Source organism: Larkinella arboricola, assembly GCF_003259745.1.
Classification (GTDB): domain Bacteria; phylum Bacteroidota; class Bacteroidia; order Cytophagales; family Spirosomataceae; genus Larkinella; species Larkinella arboricola.
Map to the genome: position 1 here is coordinate 255,329 of NZ_QLMC01000002.1, position 15,633 is coordinate 270,961.

Sequence of the window (15,633 nt, forward strand, 5' to 3'; positions counted from 1 at the left end):
CCGATTTTTAAAGGTTGCCTAAACCGTTCAGCAGAAGACCGCAAACGGGTTGGGTTTATTATAATTGCTCCAGAATCCGCTCGATGGAAACTTCCTGACCGATGCGGCTTTTCAATTCGCTGATCGGCACGCGAATCTGCTCGGTGGTGTCGCGGTACCGGATCGTGACGGTATCATCTTCCAGCGTCTGGTAATCAACGGCAATACAGAACGGTGTGCCAATCAGATCCTGGCGGGTGTAACGTTTGCCGATGGCGTCGCGCTCTTCGTAAATCACCCGGAATTCACTGCGGAGTTGTTTGACAATTTCCTGCGCTTTTTCGGGCAGACCGTCTTTCCGCATCAGAGGGAAAACGGCGGCTTTTATCGGGGCCAGCGCCGGGTGCAGTTTCAGGTACGTGCGGGTTTTCTGGTTTTCGCCCTCACCAACGACTTCTTCCGTGTAGGCGTTGCAGAATACCGCCAGAAACAGCCGGTCGGCACCAACGGACGTTTCGACCACGTACGGAATGTAGTTACCGTACGGTTTGCCGTTTTCGTCGAGGTCGTTGTCGAAATACTGCTGTTTTTTGCGGCTCAGTTCCTGGTGGCTTTTCAGGTCAAAATCGGTGCGGGAGTGAATGCCCTCGATTTCGCGGAAACCAAACGGGAACTGGTATTCAATATCCACGGCCGCGTTGGCGTAGTGAGCCAGCTTTTCGTGAATGTGGAATTTAAGTTTTTCGGCGGGCAGACCCACGGCTTTGTGGAACTTCAGTCGGGTATCGCGCCATTTTTCGTACCACTCCATTTCGGTGCCGGGGCGCACGAAAAACTGCATTTCCATCTGTTCAAATTCCCGCATCCGGAACGTAAACTGCCGGGCCACAATCTCGTTGCGGAACGCTTTACCGATCTGGGCAATTCCGAACGGAATCTTCATCCGGCCGGTTTTCTGCACGTTCAGGAAGTTGACGAAAATACCCTGCGCGGTTTCGGGGCGGAGGTAAATCAGGCTGGCGTCTTCGGCCACCGAACCCACCTGCGTCGAGAACATCAGGTTAAACTGCCGCACTTCGGTCCAGTTGGCGGTTTTGGAAACCGGGTCCACAATGCCTTCGCTGATGATCAGCTCCCGAACGCCGTTGAGGTCACCCGCGTCGAGCAGACGGCCCATTTCGAGCAGCAGTTCGTGGCCTTTTTCGGGCTGACCGTTGGCCGCATATTCTTCCGCTTTCAGTTCGAGCAACTGGTCGGCGCGGTAGCGTTTTTTGGAATCTTTGTTGTCGATCATCGGGTCGTTGAACGAATCAACGTGTCCCGACGCTTTCCACGTCAGCGGGTGCATGAAAATGGAGGCATCAATGCCCACCACATTATCGTGTACCTGGGTCATGGCTTTCCACCAGACCGTCTTGAGGTTATTTTTCAGTTCCACGCCGTTCTGACCGTAGTCGTAAACGGCCTGTAACCCGTCGTAAATTTCACTGGACGGGAACACGAAACCGTATTCTTTGGCGTGGGAAATAATGTCTTGCAGCGAGGTGGCCGGAGCCTGCGTTGGTTTTGCTTCTTCCATGATGCCGCAAAAATACAGATTTAGACCATCGCCTGACAAAATTTTTATCTTTTTGAACAGATAGCTTACAGAGGGCTACTCCATTAGAATACCGTTAACAGGTTACGGTTTGATCCGGGCCACCAATCCCTGATTCCGCAATTCCTTCTCCAGCATTCGCAGGCCCCATTCTTCGCTTCGTCGGTGTCCGATGGCAATCACGGCCATGCCGGTTTCGTCAACGGCTTTCTGCGCACCTTTGCGGTACTGCCCCGTCAGGTACAGACCCGCACCCCGATCAGCCGCTTCCCGCACCAGCGCGTCGTTCATGGCCCCGACAACAGCCAGTCGTTCCGGTCGGTCGTGAGTACCCGGTCTGGCTTCGTCATACCCGCCAAAGTGTTCCGAAATCCGGCGGCACCAGGCGGTAAAGTCAAGCGCCGGAACCGGCCCGATCATGCCAATAGGCCGCACCGGAAAACCAGGGGGCTGTTTGGTGCCCAGAATTTCCGGAACGGTGGTGTCTGTCCACGTCAACCCCAGCGCGTCGGCCAGCGGTCGGTTGTGGCCAATTGTCAGGTGTTCGTCAAAGGGCAGGTGGTGAAATAATACCGTCACCCCGGTCGGCAAAGCCGTTGGGTCGAGTTGCCAGGGGCGGTGCAGCCAGAGTGTGTTAATCGGGTTGTCCGAGAGCCAGTCAGCGAAGTCAGGCCCCGGTTCGAGTGCCAGCCCCAGGCGGTGAATCGAGTAATCTTCAGGATCAGGCCGGAAATATATACCGCCCTGTTCGTCGGGCGGATAGGCTGCGGTGTTGAAAAATGCCGCGAGAAACGCAGTCAGTTCCGATAAAAGCATGAAGGAGGCCGGGGTACGGTTTACTGAAACGCTGCCAGCTGGGTTTTCAACTGCCTGATTTCTTCCTGCATGAACTTGATCCGCTGCAACAGGTGGTTGATCACATCAATACCGTCCAGGTTAACGTTCAGATCATAATGCAGGTTACTAAACTTCTCGACGGCCTGCAACTGATTAAACGGAATGCATTGCTGTTCCTCCACCACCACCAGTTCAATCAACCCGTATTCGGCCAGCGAAAGCACAAATGTCTGGTCGATTGTGTATTTCTGGCAATAATCCTCCACAAGAATAACCTCGTCCGGTAACATACCTTTTCGTTTATAATTGGGACAATTCTCTGAATAATTCCTTTTGCTTCTCGCTCAGTCCGGTCGGAATTTTGACTGAATACGTGATGTACAAATCGCCGAATTTACCGTCCTGTTTGTACACCGGAAAGCCTTTGCCTTTCAGCCGGACTTTCGTACCGCTCTGGGTTTCAGGGCTTACTTTCAGCTTTACTTTGCCGCTCAGGGTGTCAATGGTGATGTCTCCGCCCAGAACCGCCGTGTAAAGGTCCAGTTCAACCGTCATGTACAGGTCGTCGTTGAGCCGCTTGAGCGTGGGATCGTCGGCCATCACAAATGTAATGTACAGATCGCCATTCGGGCCGCCGTTGGTGCCGGGGCCGCCCTGACCTTTGAGCTTGATTACCTGCCCGTCGGCAATCCCGGCCGGAACGGTAATCCGGATGTTTTTGCCGTTGACAGTCAGCGTATGCTGGTGGGTCTGGTAGGCTTCGCGCAGGCTGATGTGCAGTTCGGCGGTATAATCCTGCCCGCGGAAGGGTGTTTGCCGTCCACCCCGGGGCCGCTCGCCAAAGAACGACTCGTAGAAATCAGAAAAATCAGGGCTCGAAAACGGATCACCGGCATACCGCTGTTCTCCGCCCCGGTTTGCGTATTGCCCCGACTGACGGGCTTGCTCAAACTCGTCGGCGTGGCGCCAGTTTTCACCGTACTGGTCGTATTTTTTCCGCTTTTCGGGATCGCTCAGAACCTCGTTGGCTTCGTTAATCTGCTGGAATCGCGTGTTGGCTTCCTGATCGTTGGGGTTCAGGTCCGGATGGTATTGCCGGGCCAGCTTACGATATGCCTTCTTGATGTCTTCTGTCGAAGCGCCTTTGTTGAGGCCCAGGACCTGGTAGTAATCAATGAACGCCATGGCGGTATAAAACTAAATTCCGGAAGTTCGGCGGTAATTACTGTACTGAAACGCACACTCGGTTGATTTGTTCGGTGGGCTCATTTGGGCTCATCCGCAAAGTAGAAACAGTGCGGTTACCTTTTCTGGTTTCAATCGTCTAAAAATTAAGTACCGGGGAGTTTAGCATATCCACACCATTTTTTTAGCCCATCCCGGTTTCTTTTATGAAGAACGTCGTAGCGCTGCTGCGCGATTATTTCGGTATGTCGCAGCGGGAAGCCAGGGGACTGTTTGTTCTGCTGTTGTTCACTGGTTTGCTGTTGCTGCTGCCGGTCGTCTACCGTCTGTGGGTGCCGGATCAGATTCCCGACACGTCGGAAGCCGACCGGCGCCAGCTTGATAGTCTGGTGGCGCTGCTGGAAGCCGATAAAACCGGGTCGGAAGACCGCTACGAAAACAGGCCGGGGCGCTTCGAACCCGCCAGTGTGTCCAGAAAAGCCGAACGGTTTGCCTTCGACCCCAATGCCATCGACGCCGGAAGCTGGCAGCGGTTGGGTGCACCCCGCTGGCTGGCCGAACGCATTGTCCGCTACCGCTCCAAGGGCGGACGATTTCGCAAAAGAGAAGATTTACTGAAAATATACGACTTCTCGCCGGACTTCTACGCCGAGCTTAAACCGTATATTCAGCTTACTACCGAAAGCCGGACAGACAGGCCGTATGAACACCGCGAACGGTATGCCGCGAAGGAGGCATTGGACGATAGACCGTTTACGGCCCGCAAACCGGCTTCTGTTTCCAACCGCTTTAGTAAACCGGTTCTGCAACCGTTCGACATCAACACCGCCGATACGACCGATTTGAAAAAGCTGCGCGGCATTGGCTCGAAACTGGCGGGCCGGATTATCAAGTTCCGGGAGGGTTTGGGCGGTTTTGTGTCGGCGGATCAATATACCGAAGTGTTCGGCCTGGACTCGCTGGCGCTGGAGGAACTAACAAAATACGGTCGGGTTCAATCGCCGGTTAAAAAGCTGGCGATCAATACCGCCACCGCCGAAGAACTCGACCGACACGTTTACCTCTCCAAACGACAGGCTGAAATTATAGTCAATTACCGAACGCAGCACGGGCCGTTTACGTCGCCCGAATCACTGCGCAACATCCGGATTCTGGATGCCAGAACCATCGAACGGCTCAAGCCATACCTGGAATTTTAAAAGTTTGGTTTCAGTAAATACTTCAGGTAAAAATCATCAATGGCCTGCACGGCTTCTTCCGCCGTATCGACCAGCGAAAACAGTTTCATGTCGCCGGGGCTGATGTTCCCTTCCTGCTCGAGCATGACTTCCTCAATCCAGCCGACCAGACCTTTCCAGAACGAAGTGCCCACCAGCACAATGGGGAAGCGGGCAATTTTTTTGGTCTGAATAAGCGTGAGCGATTCAAACAGTTCGTCGAGCGTACCAAAGCCGCCCGGCAGCACAATAAAGCCCTGGGCGTATTTGACAAACATCACCTTGCGGACAAAGAAGAAATCGAAATTGATGTTCTTATCCGGATCGATGTAAATGTTGCTTTCCTGCTCAAACGGAAGGTGAATGTTCAGACCGACGGATTTGCCGCCCTGTTCAAAAGCGCCTTTGTTACCGGCTTCCATAATACCGGGGCCACCACCGGTAATAACGCCGTAGCCGTGCTTCACCAGTTTGGCCGCAATGTCTTCGGCCATCTGGTAATACGGATTGTCGGGTTTGGTTCGGGCCGAACCGAATATCGACACGCATGGGCCAATTTTAGCCAGTTTATCGAAGCCTTCAACGAACTCGGCCATTACTTTGAAAATGACCCAGGAGTCGGCAATTTTTATTTCGCTCCAGTTCCGGTCCTGAAAAGCTTCCTTGATGCGTTGTTCGTCCGGGGTGAGGAGTAATTCGTCGCGTTTGGGGAGATCTTTTTTAATTTGAGAAACATTCTGTGTTTCCGACCGCTGTACGGTTTTTTCTGCGTCCATATAATTTTCGTTAAGGAGTTAGAACCTTGATGAAATTTTAAAGTCCGTCGCAAACGGTAGCCTTTTAAATCCGGTCAGCCTTCTAACTCGCTGATGGTGGGAGTGTTTGTGATCTATTTGCCGGAAAATTGCTACTTGTCTCCGGTGTTTCTGTAAAATTTCTGTTTTAAACAGCGTAAATACTGCGTAATTGATTACTTAATTTGTCACGAATTCCGACGAATTGCTCGACCCGGTAGCGGCTTTGGGCCGAACCGGAACATAATAACGCAATATTCTATTTTTAGTTTCATTTCCTAAGAAAATCCTATGAAACCCTCCATTGCTGTTGGTGCCGATCATGCCGGCTTTGCGTATAAACAGGAAATTGTAGCCTGGCTGGAAAAAGAAGGCTATCCGACGAAGGACTTTGGTACGTACTCGGAAACGTCCGCCGATTACCCTGATTTTGCGCATCCGGTTGCGATAGCCGTTGAAACCGGGCAGTATAACTGGGGGATTCTGGTTTGCGGCAGCGGCAACGGGGTTGCCATCACGGCCAACAAACACCAGGGTATCCGGGCGGCTCTTTGCTGGCTTCCGGAACTGGCCGAACTGGCCCGGCAGCACAACAACGCCAACGTTCTCTGCCTGCCCGAACGGTATATTTCGGCGGACGAAGCCCTGGAGTGCGTCAAACGGTTTTTAGCGACCGACTTTGAGGGGGGGCGGCACCAGAAGCGGGTTGGTAAAATCAGTTGCTGAGGGCTTCTTTCCGGCGGTAAATACCATCCTGCCCGGTTTTTTCGTACAAAGCCGCCAGGGAAGGTGCGCGCAGGAAGAGCTTCTTAATCACATTTTCCTTGTCGATGATGTAGCTGGGTGGGTCCTTGTGTAAATGGTCGTACACGCTGATGACATTCTCGTAATTGTCCAGACTCCGTAAATCATATTTAGCCAGGTCCCAGTTCAGGTATGGGGTGGCGACCTGGTTGTTTCGGTACGCGCTGATATCTTCGCCAATGACCAGAATTTTCTGCTTTTGAACAAGCCGGTCGATGGGCGAAGGTTTGACCTGTAATGCACTGAGCCGACCCAGTTCCCAGTTCCGGACCAGGGGCAGTGCGCCCTGGTAGAGAATGAGCAGGGTGAACACAAAAACGCCCGTAAAAATCAGTTCTGCAATAAACTCCCGACGGATGCCCTGGAAGTAATAAGCGGCAAAAAAAGCCAGCGCCGGTACAAATATGATAAATAGCATCGGGGCCAGAAACGGCATTAGCCCCACGGATACCAGCGCCGTCAGCCCCCAGATCATCATAATTTGCTGACACCGCTGCTGAAAGTTAACATACCGCGTCGTCTGCCGGAACAGGCTCAGCAGCCCCAGCGTTCCCATCGCAAAGGGAAGAAACAACGAAGCCGCCAGCGTCTGAAAGTCGGTTAGATCATACTGCCGGACCCGAAACACGGACGACAGCAGGTTGCGGTTGAAATCGTCCAGACTGTCGGCCAGATAGTAGTACAATACCGTCAGCAGAATCGGGAAGGCAAAACCGAACAGCAGCAGAGAATGCTGCCGGAAACTGGCACCCGTATACAGCAGCAGCGACATCAGCGCCCAGATCAGGAACAGGGCTGAAGGCAGGTAGAACAGGGCCGACAGACTGATGTAAAAGCCGACTTCAAAGACTTCATCCGTGGCTCCGCGCCGGTCCATCTGTTTGACGAGCGTTCCGAAGGCCAGGAGCAGAAAGGTGGTCGAGAGCAGCGTCGGCGACAGGGTGCTGCAATCGAATGACATGTTCAGAAACAGGGCGTAAATCAGGCCCGGAATCCAGTTGCGGTCGGGGTAGATGTCGCGCACGTTCATCACCCAGTTGAAATAAAACACCTGGAAAGCCGCCACCGCCGTACCGGCCACGTGGTAGGCCAGATGCGACCGCCCGAAGGCCAGATCGAGCAGCCAGTACACCAGGGCCGACAGCGGACTGACACTGTCCCAGATGTCGCGATAAAGCAGATTTCCGTTATTTATTTGTTCACCCACCAGCATCCAGTTCAGTTCCGGAATGAGCAGAGGGGGCGGAGACAACAGAAACGGCAGGCGAATTAAACCGAGCAACAGCAGCAGGCCGACGATCTGAAGGGTGGAGTTAACCCGAAAAAAACTTAACAAGTGATTAGTAGTTTTACCGTAAATATCCGCAAATGGAACGACGAAATTAGCGGTTTCCATGAAAGAAGTCGAATAAAAGGCGGATATTTGCGGGAGTAAACCAGGGAATGATGGCTGCGCGAGTGGCCGCCCTATGTAATGATGAGTCACGGCATTCGAACAATAGATTCGGTTCACTGTCAGGATTCATGATGCATTAATTTTTAAAAAATGGAATCGAAACGACAACAGAAAGTAGCGAGGTTATTGCAGAAAGATCTGAGCGAAATCTTTCAGCGCGATAGCCGACACCTGTTCAACGGGGCGTTCATCACCGTGACGAACGTACGTGTGTCGCCCGACCTGAGCATTGCACGGGTGTACCTGAGCTTTCTGGCCACACCCAATAAGGAAATGCTGCTGGATATGATCAAGGAAAGGGGACGGTCCATCCGCCAGCAACTGGCCGACCGGGTGCGCCACCAGCTCCGGATCATTCCGGAACTCAACTTTTTCCTGGATGATACCGCCGAATACGCGGCTAAAATGGATGCTATTTTTTCTAACCTGGATATTCCGCCTGCCCCGGAAGAGGATGATGAAGAATAAGGCGCTTTCCAACCCATGAACCTTCCTCTCTGGATTGCCCGACGGTATTTCTTCTCGAAACGCAAGCGTAGTTTCATTAACCTGATTTCGCTGGTATCCATGCTCGGTGTGGGCGTAGGTACGATGGCGCTGGTGGTTGTTCTGTCGGTTTTCAACGGGATGGAGGAGCTAAACCGGATGATCTTCAAGACCTTCGAGGCTGATCTTACCATCAGTCCCGCGCAAGGCAAACGGCTGACGGTTTCGCCCGGCTTGTTGCAGACCATTCAGAAAACCGGTCAGGTTCATCTCATAACGCAGGTCATTGAAGACAACGCCCTGGCCCGCTACCGCGACGGGCAAACCGTGGTCAAACTGAAGGGAATCGACAATTCGTACCTGCAACGGCGGCAACTGGATACGGCTTTGGTGGAAGGAAGACTGCGTTTGCAGGAGGACGGCATGGCGTATGCGCTGGTGGCCGAAGGCGTCCGGAATGCCCTGCTCATTTCGCCCGAAGACCCGCTGACGCTGCTTGAACTCTGGTATCCGCAAAACCGTAAATCCTACACGGTTCTGTCGGCGGATGCGTTTAACCGGGCCGATCTGGCCGTATCGGGGGTATTCTTTATTGAGGATAATTTCAATGATTACGTGCTGGCACCCTTAAACGTGGTGCGTGAATTGGTTGGCTATGAACAAAATCAGTTATCTTCGCTGGAATTGCAGATAAAAGCGGGGGTAGAGATTGCCCAACTGAAAAAAACGCTGCAACAGCAACTGGGTGGTACGGTCGTGATTAAAGACCGCGACGATCTGAATCCGGATTTGTTTCGGGCCATTCGTGTTGAGAAACTGTTTGTTACCGTTACGCTGGCGTTTCTGGTGCTGGTGGCGTCGATCAACATCTTTTTTTCGCTGTCGATGCTGGCGATTGAGAAGAAAGACGATGTGGCCATTCTCTATGCCATGGGCGCGTCGCCTTCGCTGGTCCGGCGGATTTTTCTGTTTGAAGGATCGATTGTGGCGTTTATCGGGGCCATTGTCGGCCTGGTGCTGGGCATTGTGCTGTGCCTGTTGCAGCAACGGTTTGGTTTTGTTTCAATGGGCATTGAAGGCTCGCTGATCGACGCCTATCCGGTCAAATTACAGGCAAATGATTTGATCATTACTACGTTCATTGTCATTACCGTAACCATTGTGGTGTCCTGGTTTCCGGCCCAAAAAGCGGCCGCCGTATCAAAAGCCGTTGACAGTGTACAGTAACGAACAAAACAACTTACTAAAAAACGAATTGCGTCGTTGTGAACAAGGCTAAGTGATTAACAGTATGTTTAAACATTTCCTAAATAGTGTTCTTCTCCTTGTTTTTTTAATCAGCAGTGACAGGGCGCTGGGGCAAGCCAGCCGTTCGGCCGAGGCTGATAAAAAAAACGTATCCCTATCGGCTCAGGGACCCTATAATCCAAGCCGGACGCTGCAACACGATCTGATCCATACGCGGCTCGATCTGCGGTTCGACTGGGTGCGGCAGTGGGTACACGGTAAGGCTCAACTCCGGTTTAAACCGCATTTTTATCCCCAGAACACGCTCGATGTTGACGCCAAAGGCTTCGACATTAAAGGTATTTTTCTGCTCGATACCCTGAAAACCGGCGAAACGGTATTCGACACGCTGAATTATACGTATAACGACCGGCAGAAGATTCACATCCTGCTGCCCCGGACGTACACCCGCGCCGATACCTTCGACATCCAGATTGCGTATACCGCCAAACCGAACGAACGGCCTATGGGCGGCAGTGCGGCCATTTCGCAGGATAAAGGGCTGTATTTTATCAACCACGACGGCGCCGAACCCAATAAACCCCGCCAGATCTGGACGCAGGGCGAAACCGAAGCCAACTCGTGCTGGTTTCCGACCATCGACACGCCGAACGAGAAGATGACGCAGGAAATCTACCTGACCGTCGAAAACCGGTACCGGACGCTCTCCAACGGCCAACTGATTTCATCGACCCTCAACCCCGATAGCTCGCGCACCGACTACTGGCGGCAGACGCTGCCCCACGCGCCGTATCTGGCGATGGTGGCCGTGGGCGAATTTGCCTATGTAAAGGACTCGCTGCCTGCTACACCCGAACGCGGACCGCTGGAAGTGAGCTATTACGTAGAACCGGCTTACGAATCGTCAGCCCGGGCTATCTTTGGCCGGACGCCGGAGATGGTCGAATTTTTCGAGAAAAAATTTGGCGTTCCCTACGTCTGGGAAAAATACAGCCAGATTGCCGTGCGCGATTTTGTAACCGGGGCGATGGAGAACACCACGGCAACTGTCCACGGCGAAACCGTGCAGATGGACGAGCGGCAACTGGTAGACGGTAATTCCGACGACGTGATTGCCCACGAACTGGCGCACCACTGGTTCGGAAATTTGACTACTGCCGAATCGTGGGCCAACCTGCCGCTGAACGAAGCCTTTGCCACCTACGCCGAGTACCTCTGGCGCGAACACAAGGAGGGCGTTTACTCCGCCGACATGCACGGTCTGGATGACCTCAATCAGTACATTGCCGAAGCCGAAACCAAGCAGGAACCCCTGATCCGGTATCATTACACCGACCGGGAGCAGATGTTCGACAGCCATTCGTACGCTAAGGGTGGGCGGGTGCTGCACCTGCTGCGGAAAACCGTGGGAGATGAAGCATTCTTCGAATCCCTGACGCTGTACCTGAAACGCCACCGCTTCAAAACCGCCGAACTGAGCGACCTCCGCGAAGCGTTCGAGGAGGTGACGGGGCAGGACCTGAACTGGTTTTTCAACCAGTGGTTTCTGAAACCGGGCCATGCGGTGATCAAAGTCGAGAAAGAATACCGGCAGGGTGGGGTGCAGCTAACGGTTTTGCAGCAGCAGGATTCGACCCGCACGCCGATTTACCGACTGCCGGTGAAGGTCGATATCTGGGTGAAAGGCCAGAAGAAAAGCTACGACGTGGTGGTTGATAAGGCCAAACAGGTCCTGAATTTTCAGGTGGAACAACGCCCAGACCTGGTTCTGTTCGACGCTGATCACCGGATTGTGGGCACCGTTGAGCAGGAAAAAAATAAACCGGAGCTGGTTTTTCAGTTCTATCATACCGACAATTACCTCGACAAGTACGAGTCCATCACGCGGCTGGAAGACAAAAGCAACCTGATCGACTCGACGGTTCGGCACATGATGATGGACGCCATGAACGACAAATTCTGGCGGATTCGGCAGGTGGCTACCGGCAATTTTGCGGAATACGACGGTCAGGAATTTGCGGACGTAGAGCGGATTGTCCAGAGCAAAGCCCGAAACGATGCCAAGTCGCTGGTACGGCAGGAGGCTATCAACACGCTGGCATCGTACGCCGATAACGTCAACGATCCGCTTTTCCGGGAGGCCCTGAACGATACGTCGTACGCCGTGGTGTCGTCGGCGCTGGATTCGTACCTGCTGTCAAAGCCGGGTGATGCCAGTGAAATAGCCACCCGGTTTGAGAACGTACCCAACGGGGAGATTGTGACGGCGGTTGCCAATTACTACGCCAGTTCTCCCGACACGAGCCGCTACAATTGGTTCATCAACAAGATGAATACCATGAAACCGCAGGACTTGTATAACTTTTTGCAGGTTTTTGGCAAATACCTCATTCGCTCCGGCGCCGATATGCAGCGGCAGGCCATTCCGATGCTGGAAGTGATGGCCCGCACGAGTCCGGCCTATTTTGTCCGGTTCGGAGCCTATCAGGTGCTGGGTTTGTTGCAGGACATTGAGGGCGTCAAATCCATGCGCAAGGACATCCGCCTGAGTGAGCGCGATCCGAAATTGAAAGAGATGTACGAGCAGTTCAAAGATTTTTAAACATAAAATTACCCAACAAACTCCTACAATACCTATGAAGAAAACCCTCATCACTTCCATTTTTATTGCCTTTCTAGGCATCACAACCCTGCTGGCCGGGCCGATTGATGGGAAATGGACCGGAAAAATTGCGGATGATTACGCGTTGGTTCTGAACCTGAAGGCCGAAGGCAACAAATTAACGGGAACCATCGGTAACAACGATGGCGATCTGCCCATTAATGACGGTAAAGTAAATGGCAACGAATTTTCGTTTACTACGGAATACCAGGGCAATAAGCTTCCGGTTAAGGGGCGTGTAGAAGGCGAAAAGCTGTATTTATCCGTCGATTACAACGGTACGGAACTGACCGGTACCTTCACCAAACAGGGCGGTTCGGCTACAGCCAGCGCCCCGGAACGAAAAATGAAACCGGAAGATACAGAAGCCTGGAACCCCGTGCCGAAAGTGATTACCCCGGGCAAAACGCCCCTGGATGCGCCCTCCGACGCCATCATTCTGTTCGACGGCAAAAACCTGGATCAATGGGTGTCGGTGAAAGACAAATCGCCCGCACAGTGGACGGTGAAAAACGGTGTGCTGACCGTCAACAAAGCCGTTGGCAACATCGAAACCAAGCGTGCGTTCAAGAATTACCAGCTTCACATCGAGTGGAAAATCCCGGAAAAAATTACGCTGACGGGCCAAAGCCGGGGCAACAGCGGTATCTTCCTGGCATCAACCGGCCCCGGTGATGCGGGTTACGAGTTGCAGGTGCTGGATTCATACGAGAACAAAACTTACTCGAACGGCCAGGCCGGTAGCATTTACAAGCAGGGAATTCCCCTGGCCAACGCCAGCAAAAAACCGGGTGAGTGGCAGGTGTACGACGTGATCTGGACGGCCCCGACGTTCAACGCCGACGGTTCGGTGCAGACACCCGCCCACGTTACGGTAATTCATAATGGAGCCGTCGTACAAAATAACTTTGAGCTGAAAGGCGAAACGGTTTACATCGGCCAGCCGCAGTACAAAAAATACGACAGTGCGCCGATCAAGCTTCAGGCTCACGGCGACCCCAGCGAACCAATCAGCTTTCGGAACATTTGGGTTCGGGAGTTGTAAAATTCCTCAGGGCATACAGTTTTATCGAAGGGCAGCCACTGGCTGCCCTTTTTTTGCATTTTCTCCGGAGAAAGAAAAAGAAATTTGAAAGAAAAATGGCCATTTTTAGGATTTTGGTGCGATTGTATTGGATTTATTAGATTTTGTTTGAAGGTGTTACACCAGCGTCATGAAATGTTACGACCGTGCTAACGGCTTCGGGCAGGTCGGTTGTAGGTTTGCATCGTCGGACGAATCGACGCCAAACAGACAACAAATTCTAATCACGCTCATGAAAAAGATTACCCTCTTTGCCGCGGTTCTGCTGGCAATGGCCGGTTGTAAAGACGCAACCGAGGAGCTTCAACCGCAGCCAGTCAGTACTGGCTCGTACCTCATTTACACCACGTTACCCACCCTGAAATTTGACCAGCTGGAGCTGAAAGTGAACGGCACAATGGTCGGAAGGCTGACGGCTCCCTTTGTGGCTTCGGGCCACCGGGAAGTTCCGGAGTCGTCCATGTCCAACACGGTGCTGCGTATCGAACGGCCCCAGGGCAGCTACACGCTCGATGCAGTGGCAATCCTGAAGGGGCAGAAAACGGTGGCGTGGTCGACGCCCCTGCGGTTTGAAACTGCTAAAATAAAACGGTCTAATTTACAGGCCGAGTAATTCGTAATCCATCCACACAAATCCATTTCAAACAATCATGAGAAAGATCATTCTTTCCCTGGCCCTGATTGCGGCCAGCCAGAGCCTGCAGGCCCAAACCAACATTGTTCTTAAACCTAATTCGGTCACCCCCGGCGTGGGCAACATTGTTGCGGGCCGCAATAACAGTACGGTTATGAAAGGTGAGAACAATGTCATTATGGGCTACGGAGCGGGACAAAACAGCACCACGGGCTCGAGCAATGTATTCATCGGCAATACGGCAGGGGCTTTTAACACCACGGGTTGGAGTAACGTAGCAATCGGAACGGGGGCCGGACAAAAGAATACAACTGGCCAATACAATATCTTCCTGGGAATTACATCGGGGCATAGTATGACTTTGGGAGACGGTAATACCTTTTTAGGGGCGGGAGCAGGCTATTATCTTGAGAAGGGAACAGACAATATATTTATTGGATCAAGCTCCGGAAAAGACGTTACCAAAAGCATGAATAACACCTTGATCGGACCGAAAACGTCTCTAGGCCAGTCGGGCGGTTATATAGGTACGGTGAACGCGACGGCCATTGGTTACAATGCCCGGGTCGAAGTTCCCAACGGGGTGGTGCTGGGAAGCACTGATGCCGTGGTGGGCATTGGAACCTCGGCCCCCACGGTTCGCCTGCACGTCAAAAGCAATCAGACCAATAAATCAGGTGTGCGGCTGGAAAACCTGACCAGCAACAGCCCGGCTACCCGTCTTAATCAGAGCAAATTCCTGACGGTTGACGAGCAGGGTAACATCGTGATGGGCACAACCCGCAGCACAGCCCGTCTGGGCGCTGAGGAGGAAACGGCGTTGTGGAAACCGGTGGGCGATCACCTCCAATCGACGCACAAAGGCGGTCTGATCATCGGCGACGGCATCAGCCAGACCCCGGCGGGCTACCGGCTCTACGTCTCCGATGGTATTTTAACCGAGAAAGTAAAGGTGGCCATCAAAACCACCAACGACTGGTCGGACCGGGTGTTCGAGAAGGATTATAAATTGCGGACTCTGGACGAAGTGGAGCAGCACATCCAGAAACACGGTTATCTGCCCGGGGTACCATCGGCGCGCGAAGTGGTAGAGAAAGGCATTGATATTGGCAAGATGGACGCCAAACTGCTGGAAAAAGTCGAAGAGTTGACCCTGTATCTGTTGCAGCAGAAAAAGCAGATCGAGCATTTGCAGGAGCAGCTTTCCCTGGTCGTAGCGAATAAAAAATAAAGGTTCGTCCTCAAAGCCATGAAAACAATCGCAATGCTGCTGGCCTTCACCGGTCTGATGACCCTGACGGCAGCCCATACCAACGCCAACGATCACCTGAAGCTGAACAGCACCGTAAACGCTAAAGAAGTGAAAACAGAGCAGGCTCAGCGCTCCATTGTTCTGCTACCCGGTTTTGCCGTCCAGTCGGGAGCCGTTTTCCAGGCCAGCGTGGGCGATGCGTCGCTCAAATCGGTGGTGACAATCGGTAAATACGGCGAAGAGCTGGTCCGGCCCATTCGGATTGAACCCGCAGCCGAACCGTCGGAAACCAACGCCAAAACAAGTGTGAATCAACCGTAGGACTGTACGTGCGTGGTTAAAAACCGTCCGGCTAACCGGACGGTTTTTTTGTGGAACGCAGGCCGAAATCGAAACCA

At 52.9% G+C, this 15,633-nt stretch carries 15 protein-coding genes; 9 read left to right on the top strand and 6 right to left on the bottom strand.

The window, feature by feature from the left end; all coding sequences use genetic code 11:
* Window positions 1–58: 58 nt before the first annotated feature.
* From LX87_RS08140 to LX87_RS08155, 4 genes are all read right to left on the bottom strand, one after another.
* On the bottom strand, window positions 59–1,558 hold the full coding sequence (locus tag LX87_RS08140) for a glycine--tRNA ligase (protein ID WP_111628326.1): 1,500 nt from the start codon (window positions 1,556–1,558) through the stop codon (window positions 59–61).
* 102 nt (window positions 1,559–1,660) lie between these two features.
* A complete protein-coding gene (locus LX87_RS08145) occupies window positions 1,661–2,392 on the bottom strand; it encodes a Nif3-like dinuclear metal center hexameric protein (RefSeq protein ID WP_111627726.1) in 732 nt (243 codons plus the stop codon).
* Window positions 2,393–2,412: 20 nt separating this feature from the next.
* Window positions 2,413–2,703, bottom strand: coding sequence for a chaperone modulator CbpM (locus tag LX87_RS08150; RefSeq protein ID WP_111627727.1), 291 nt, complete (start codon window positions 2,701–2,703; stop codon window positions 2,413–2,415).
* 10 nt (window positions 2,704–2,713) lie between these two features.
* On the bottom strand, window positions 2,714–3,598 hold the full coding sequence (locus tag LX87_RS08155) for a DnaJ C-terminal domain-containing protein (protein ID WP_111627728.1): 885 nt from the start codon (window positions 3,596–3,598) through the stop codon (window positions 2,714–2,716).
* Between the two features lie 206 nt (window positions 3,599–3,804).
* Here LX87_RS08155 and LX87_RS08160 point away from each other — a divergent pair, with 206 nt between their 5' ends.
* The gene (locus LX87_RS08160) at window positions 3,805–4,797 is read left to right on the top strand and encodes a ComEA family DNA-binding protein (protein WP_111627729.1); all 993 of its coding nucleotides are present in this window, start codon (window positions 3,805–3,807) and stop codon (window positions 4,795–4,797) included.
* Here the strand turns inward: LX87_RS08160 and LX87_RS08165 are convergent.
* Window positions 4,794–5,591 (bottom strand): LOG family protein, encoded by a 798-nt coding sequence (locus LX87_RS08165; RefSeq protein ID WP_111627730.1) that lies wholly within the window; start codon window positions 5,589–5,591, stop codon window positions 4,794–4,796. The two genes, LX87_RS08160 and LX87_RS08165, sit on opposite strands and share 4 nt — an antisense overlap.
* A 309-nt stretch (window positions 5,592–5,900) precedes the next feature.
* Between LX87_RS08165 and rpiB the strand changes: the two genes are divergently transcribed.
* Window positions 5,901–6,335, top strand: coding sequence for a ribose 5-phosphate isomerase B (gene rpiB, locus LX87_RS08170; RefSeq protein WP_111627731.1), 435 nt, complete (start codon window positions 5,901–5,903; stop codon window positions 6,333–6,335).
* Here rpiB and LX87_RS08175 read toward each other — a convergent pair.
* Window positions 6,325–7,749, bottom strand: a complete 1,425-nt coding sequence (locus tag LX87_RS08175) for a hypothetical protein (protein ID WP_111628327.1) — start codon at window positions 7,747–7,749, stop codon at window positions 6,325–6,327. The two genes, rpiB and LX87_RS08175, sit on opposite strands and share 11 nt — an antisense overlap.
* Window positions 7,750–7,959: 210 nt before the next feature.
* On the opposite strand from LX87_RS08175, the gene rbfA reads away from it, so the two are divergent.
* From rbfA to LX87_RS08210, 7 genes are all read left to right on the top strand, one after another.
* Window positions 7,960–8,337: a 30S ribosome-binding factor RbfA gene (rbfA, locus tag LX87_RS08180; RefSeq protein WP_111627732.1), complete on the top strand. Its 378-nt coding sequence runs from the start codon at window positions 7,960–7,962 to the stop codon at window positions 8,335–8,337.
* A 15-nt stretch (window positions 8,338–8,352) separates the two neighbouring features.
* The gene (locus LX87_RS08185) at window positions 8,353–9,582 is read left to right on the top strand and encodes an ABC transporter permease (protein WP_111627733.1); all 1,230 of its coding nucleotides are present in this window, start codon (window positions 8,353–8,355) and stop codon (window positions 9,580–9,582) included.
* A 64-nt stretch (window positions 9,583–9,646) separates the two neighbouring features.
* The gene (locus tag LX87_RS08190) at window positions 9,647–12,205 is read left to right on the top strand and encodes a M1 family metallopeptidase (RefSeq protein ID WP_111627734.1); all 2,559 of its coding nucleotides are present in this window, start codon (window positions 9,647–9,649) and stop codon (window positions 12,203–12,205) included.
* Window positions 12,206–12,239: 34 nt separating this feature from the next.
* A complete protein-coding gene (locus LX87_RS08195) occupies window positions 12,240–13,310 on the top strand; it encodes a 3-keto-disaccharide hydrolase (RefSeq protein ID WP_111627735.1) in 1,071 nt (356 codons plus the stop codon).
* Window positions 13,311–13,581: 271 nt separating this feature from the next.
* Window positions 13,582–13,962, top strand: coding sequence for a hypothetical protein (locus LX87_RS08200; RefSeq protein WP_111627736.1), 381 nt, complete (start codon window positions 13,582–13,584; stop codon window positions 13,960–13,962).
* A 37-nt stretch (window positions 13,963–13,999) separates the two neighbouring features.
* Window positions 14,000–15,214, top strand: coding sequence for a bZIP transcription factor (locus LX87_RS08205; protein WP_111627737.1), 1,215 nt, complete (start codon window positions 14,000–14,002; stop codon window positions 15,212–15,214).
* Between the two features lie 18 nt (window positions 15,215–15,232).
* Entirely contained in the window at window positions 15,233–15,556 is a 324-nt protein-coding gene (locus LX87_RS08210) for a 3-coathanger stack domain-containing protein (protein WP_146624443.1), read from the top strand.
* Window positions 15,557–15,633 lie beyond the last annotated feature (77 nt).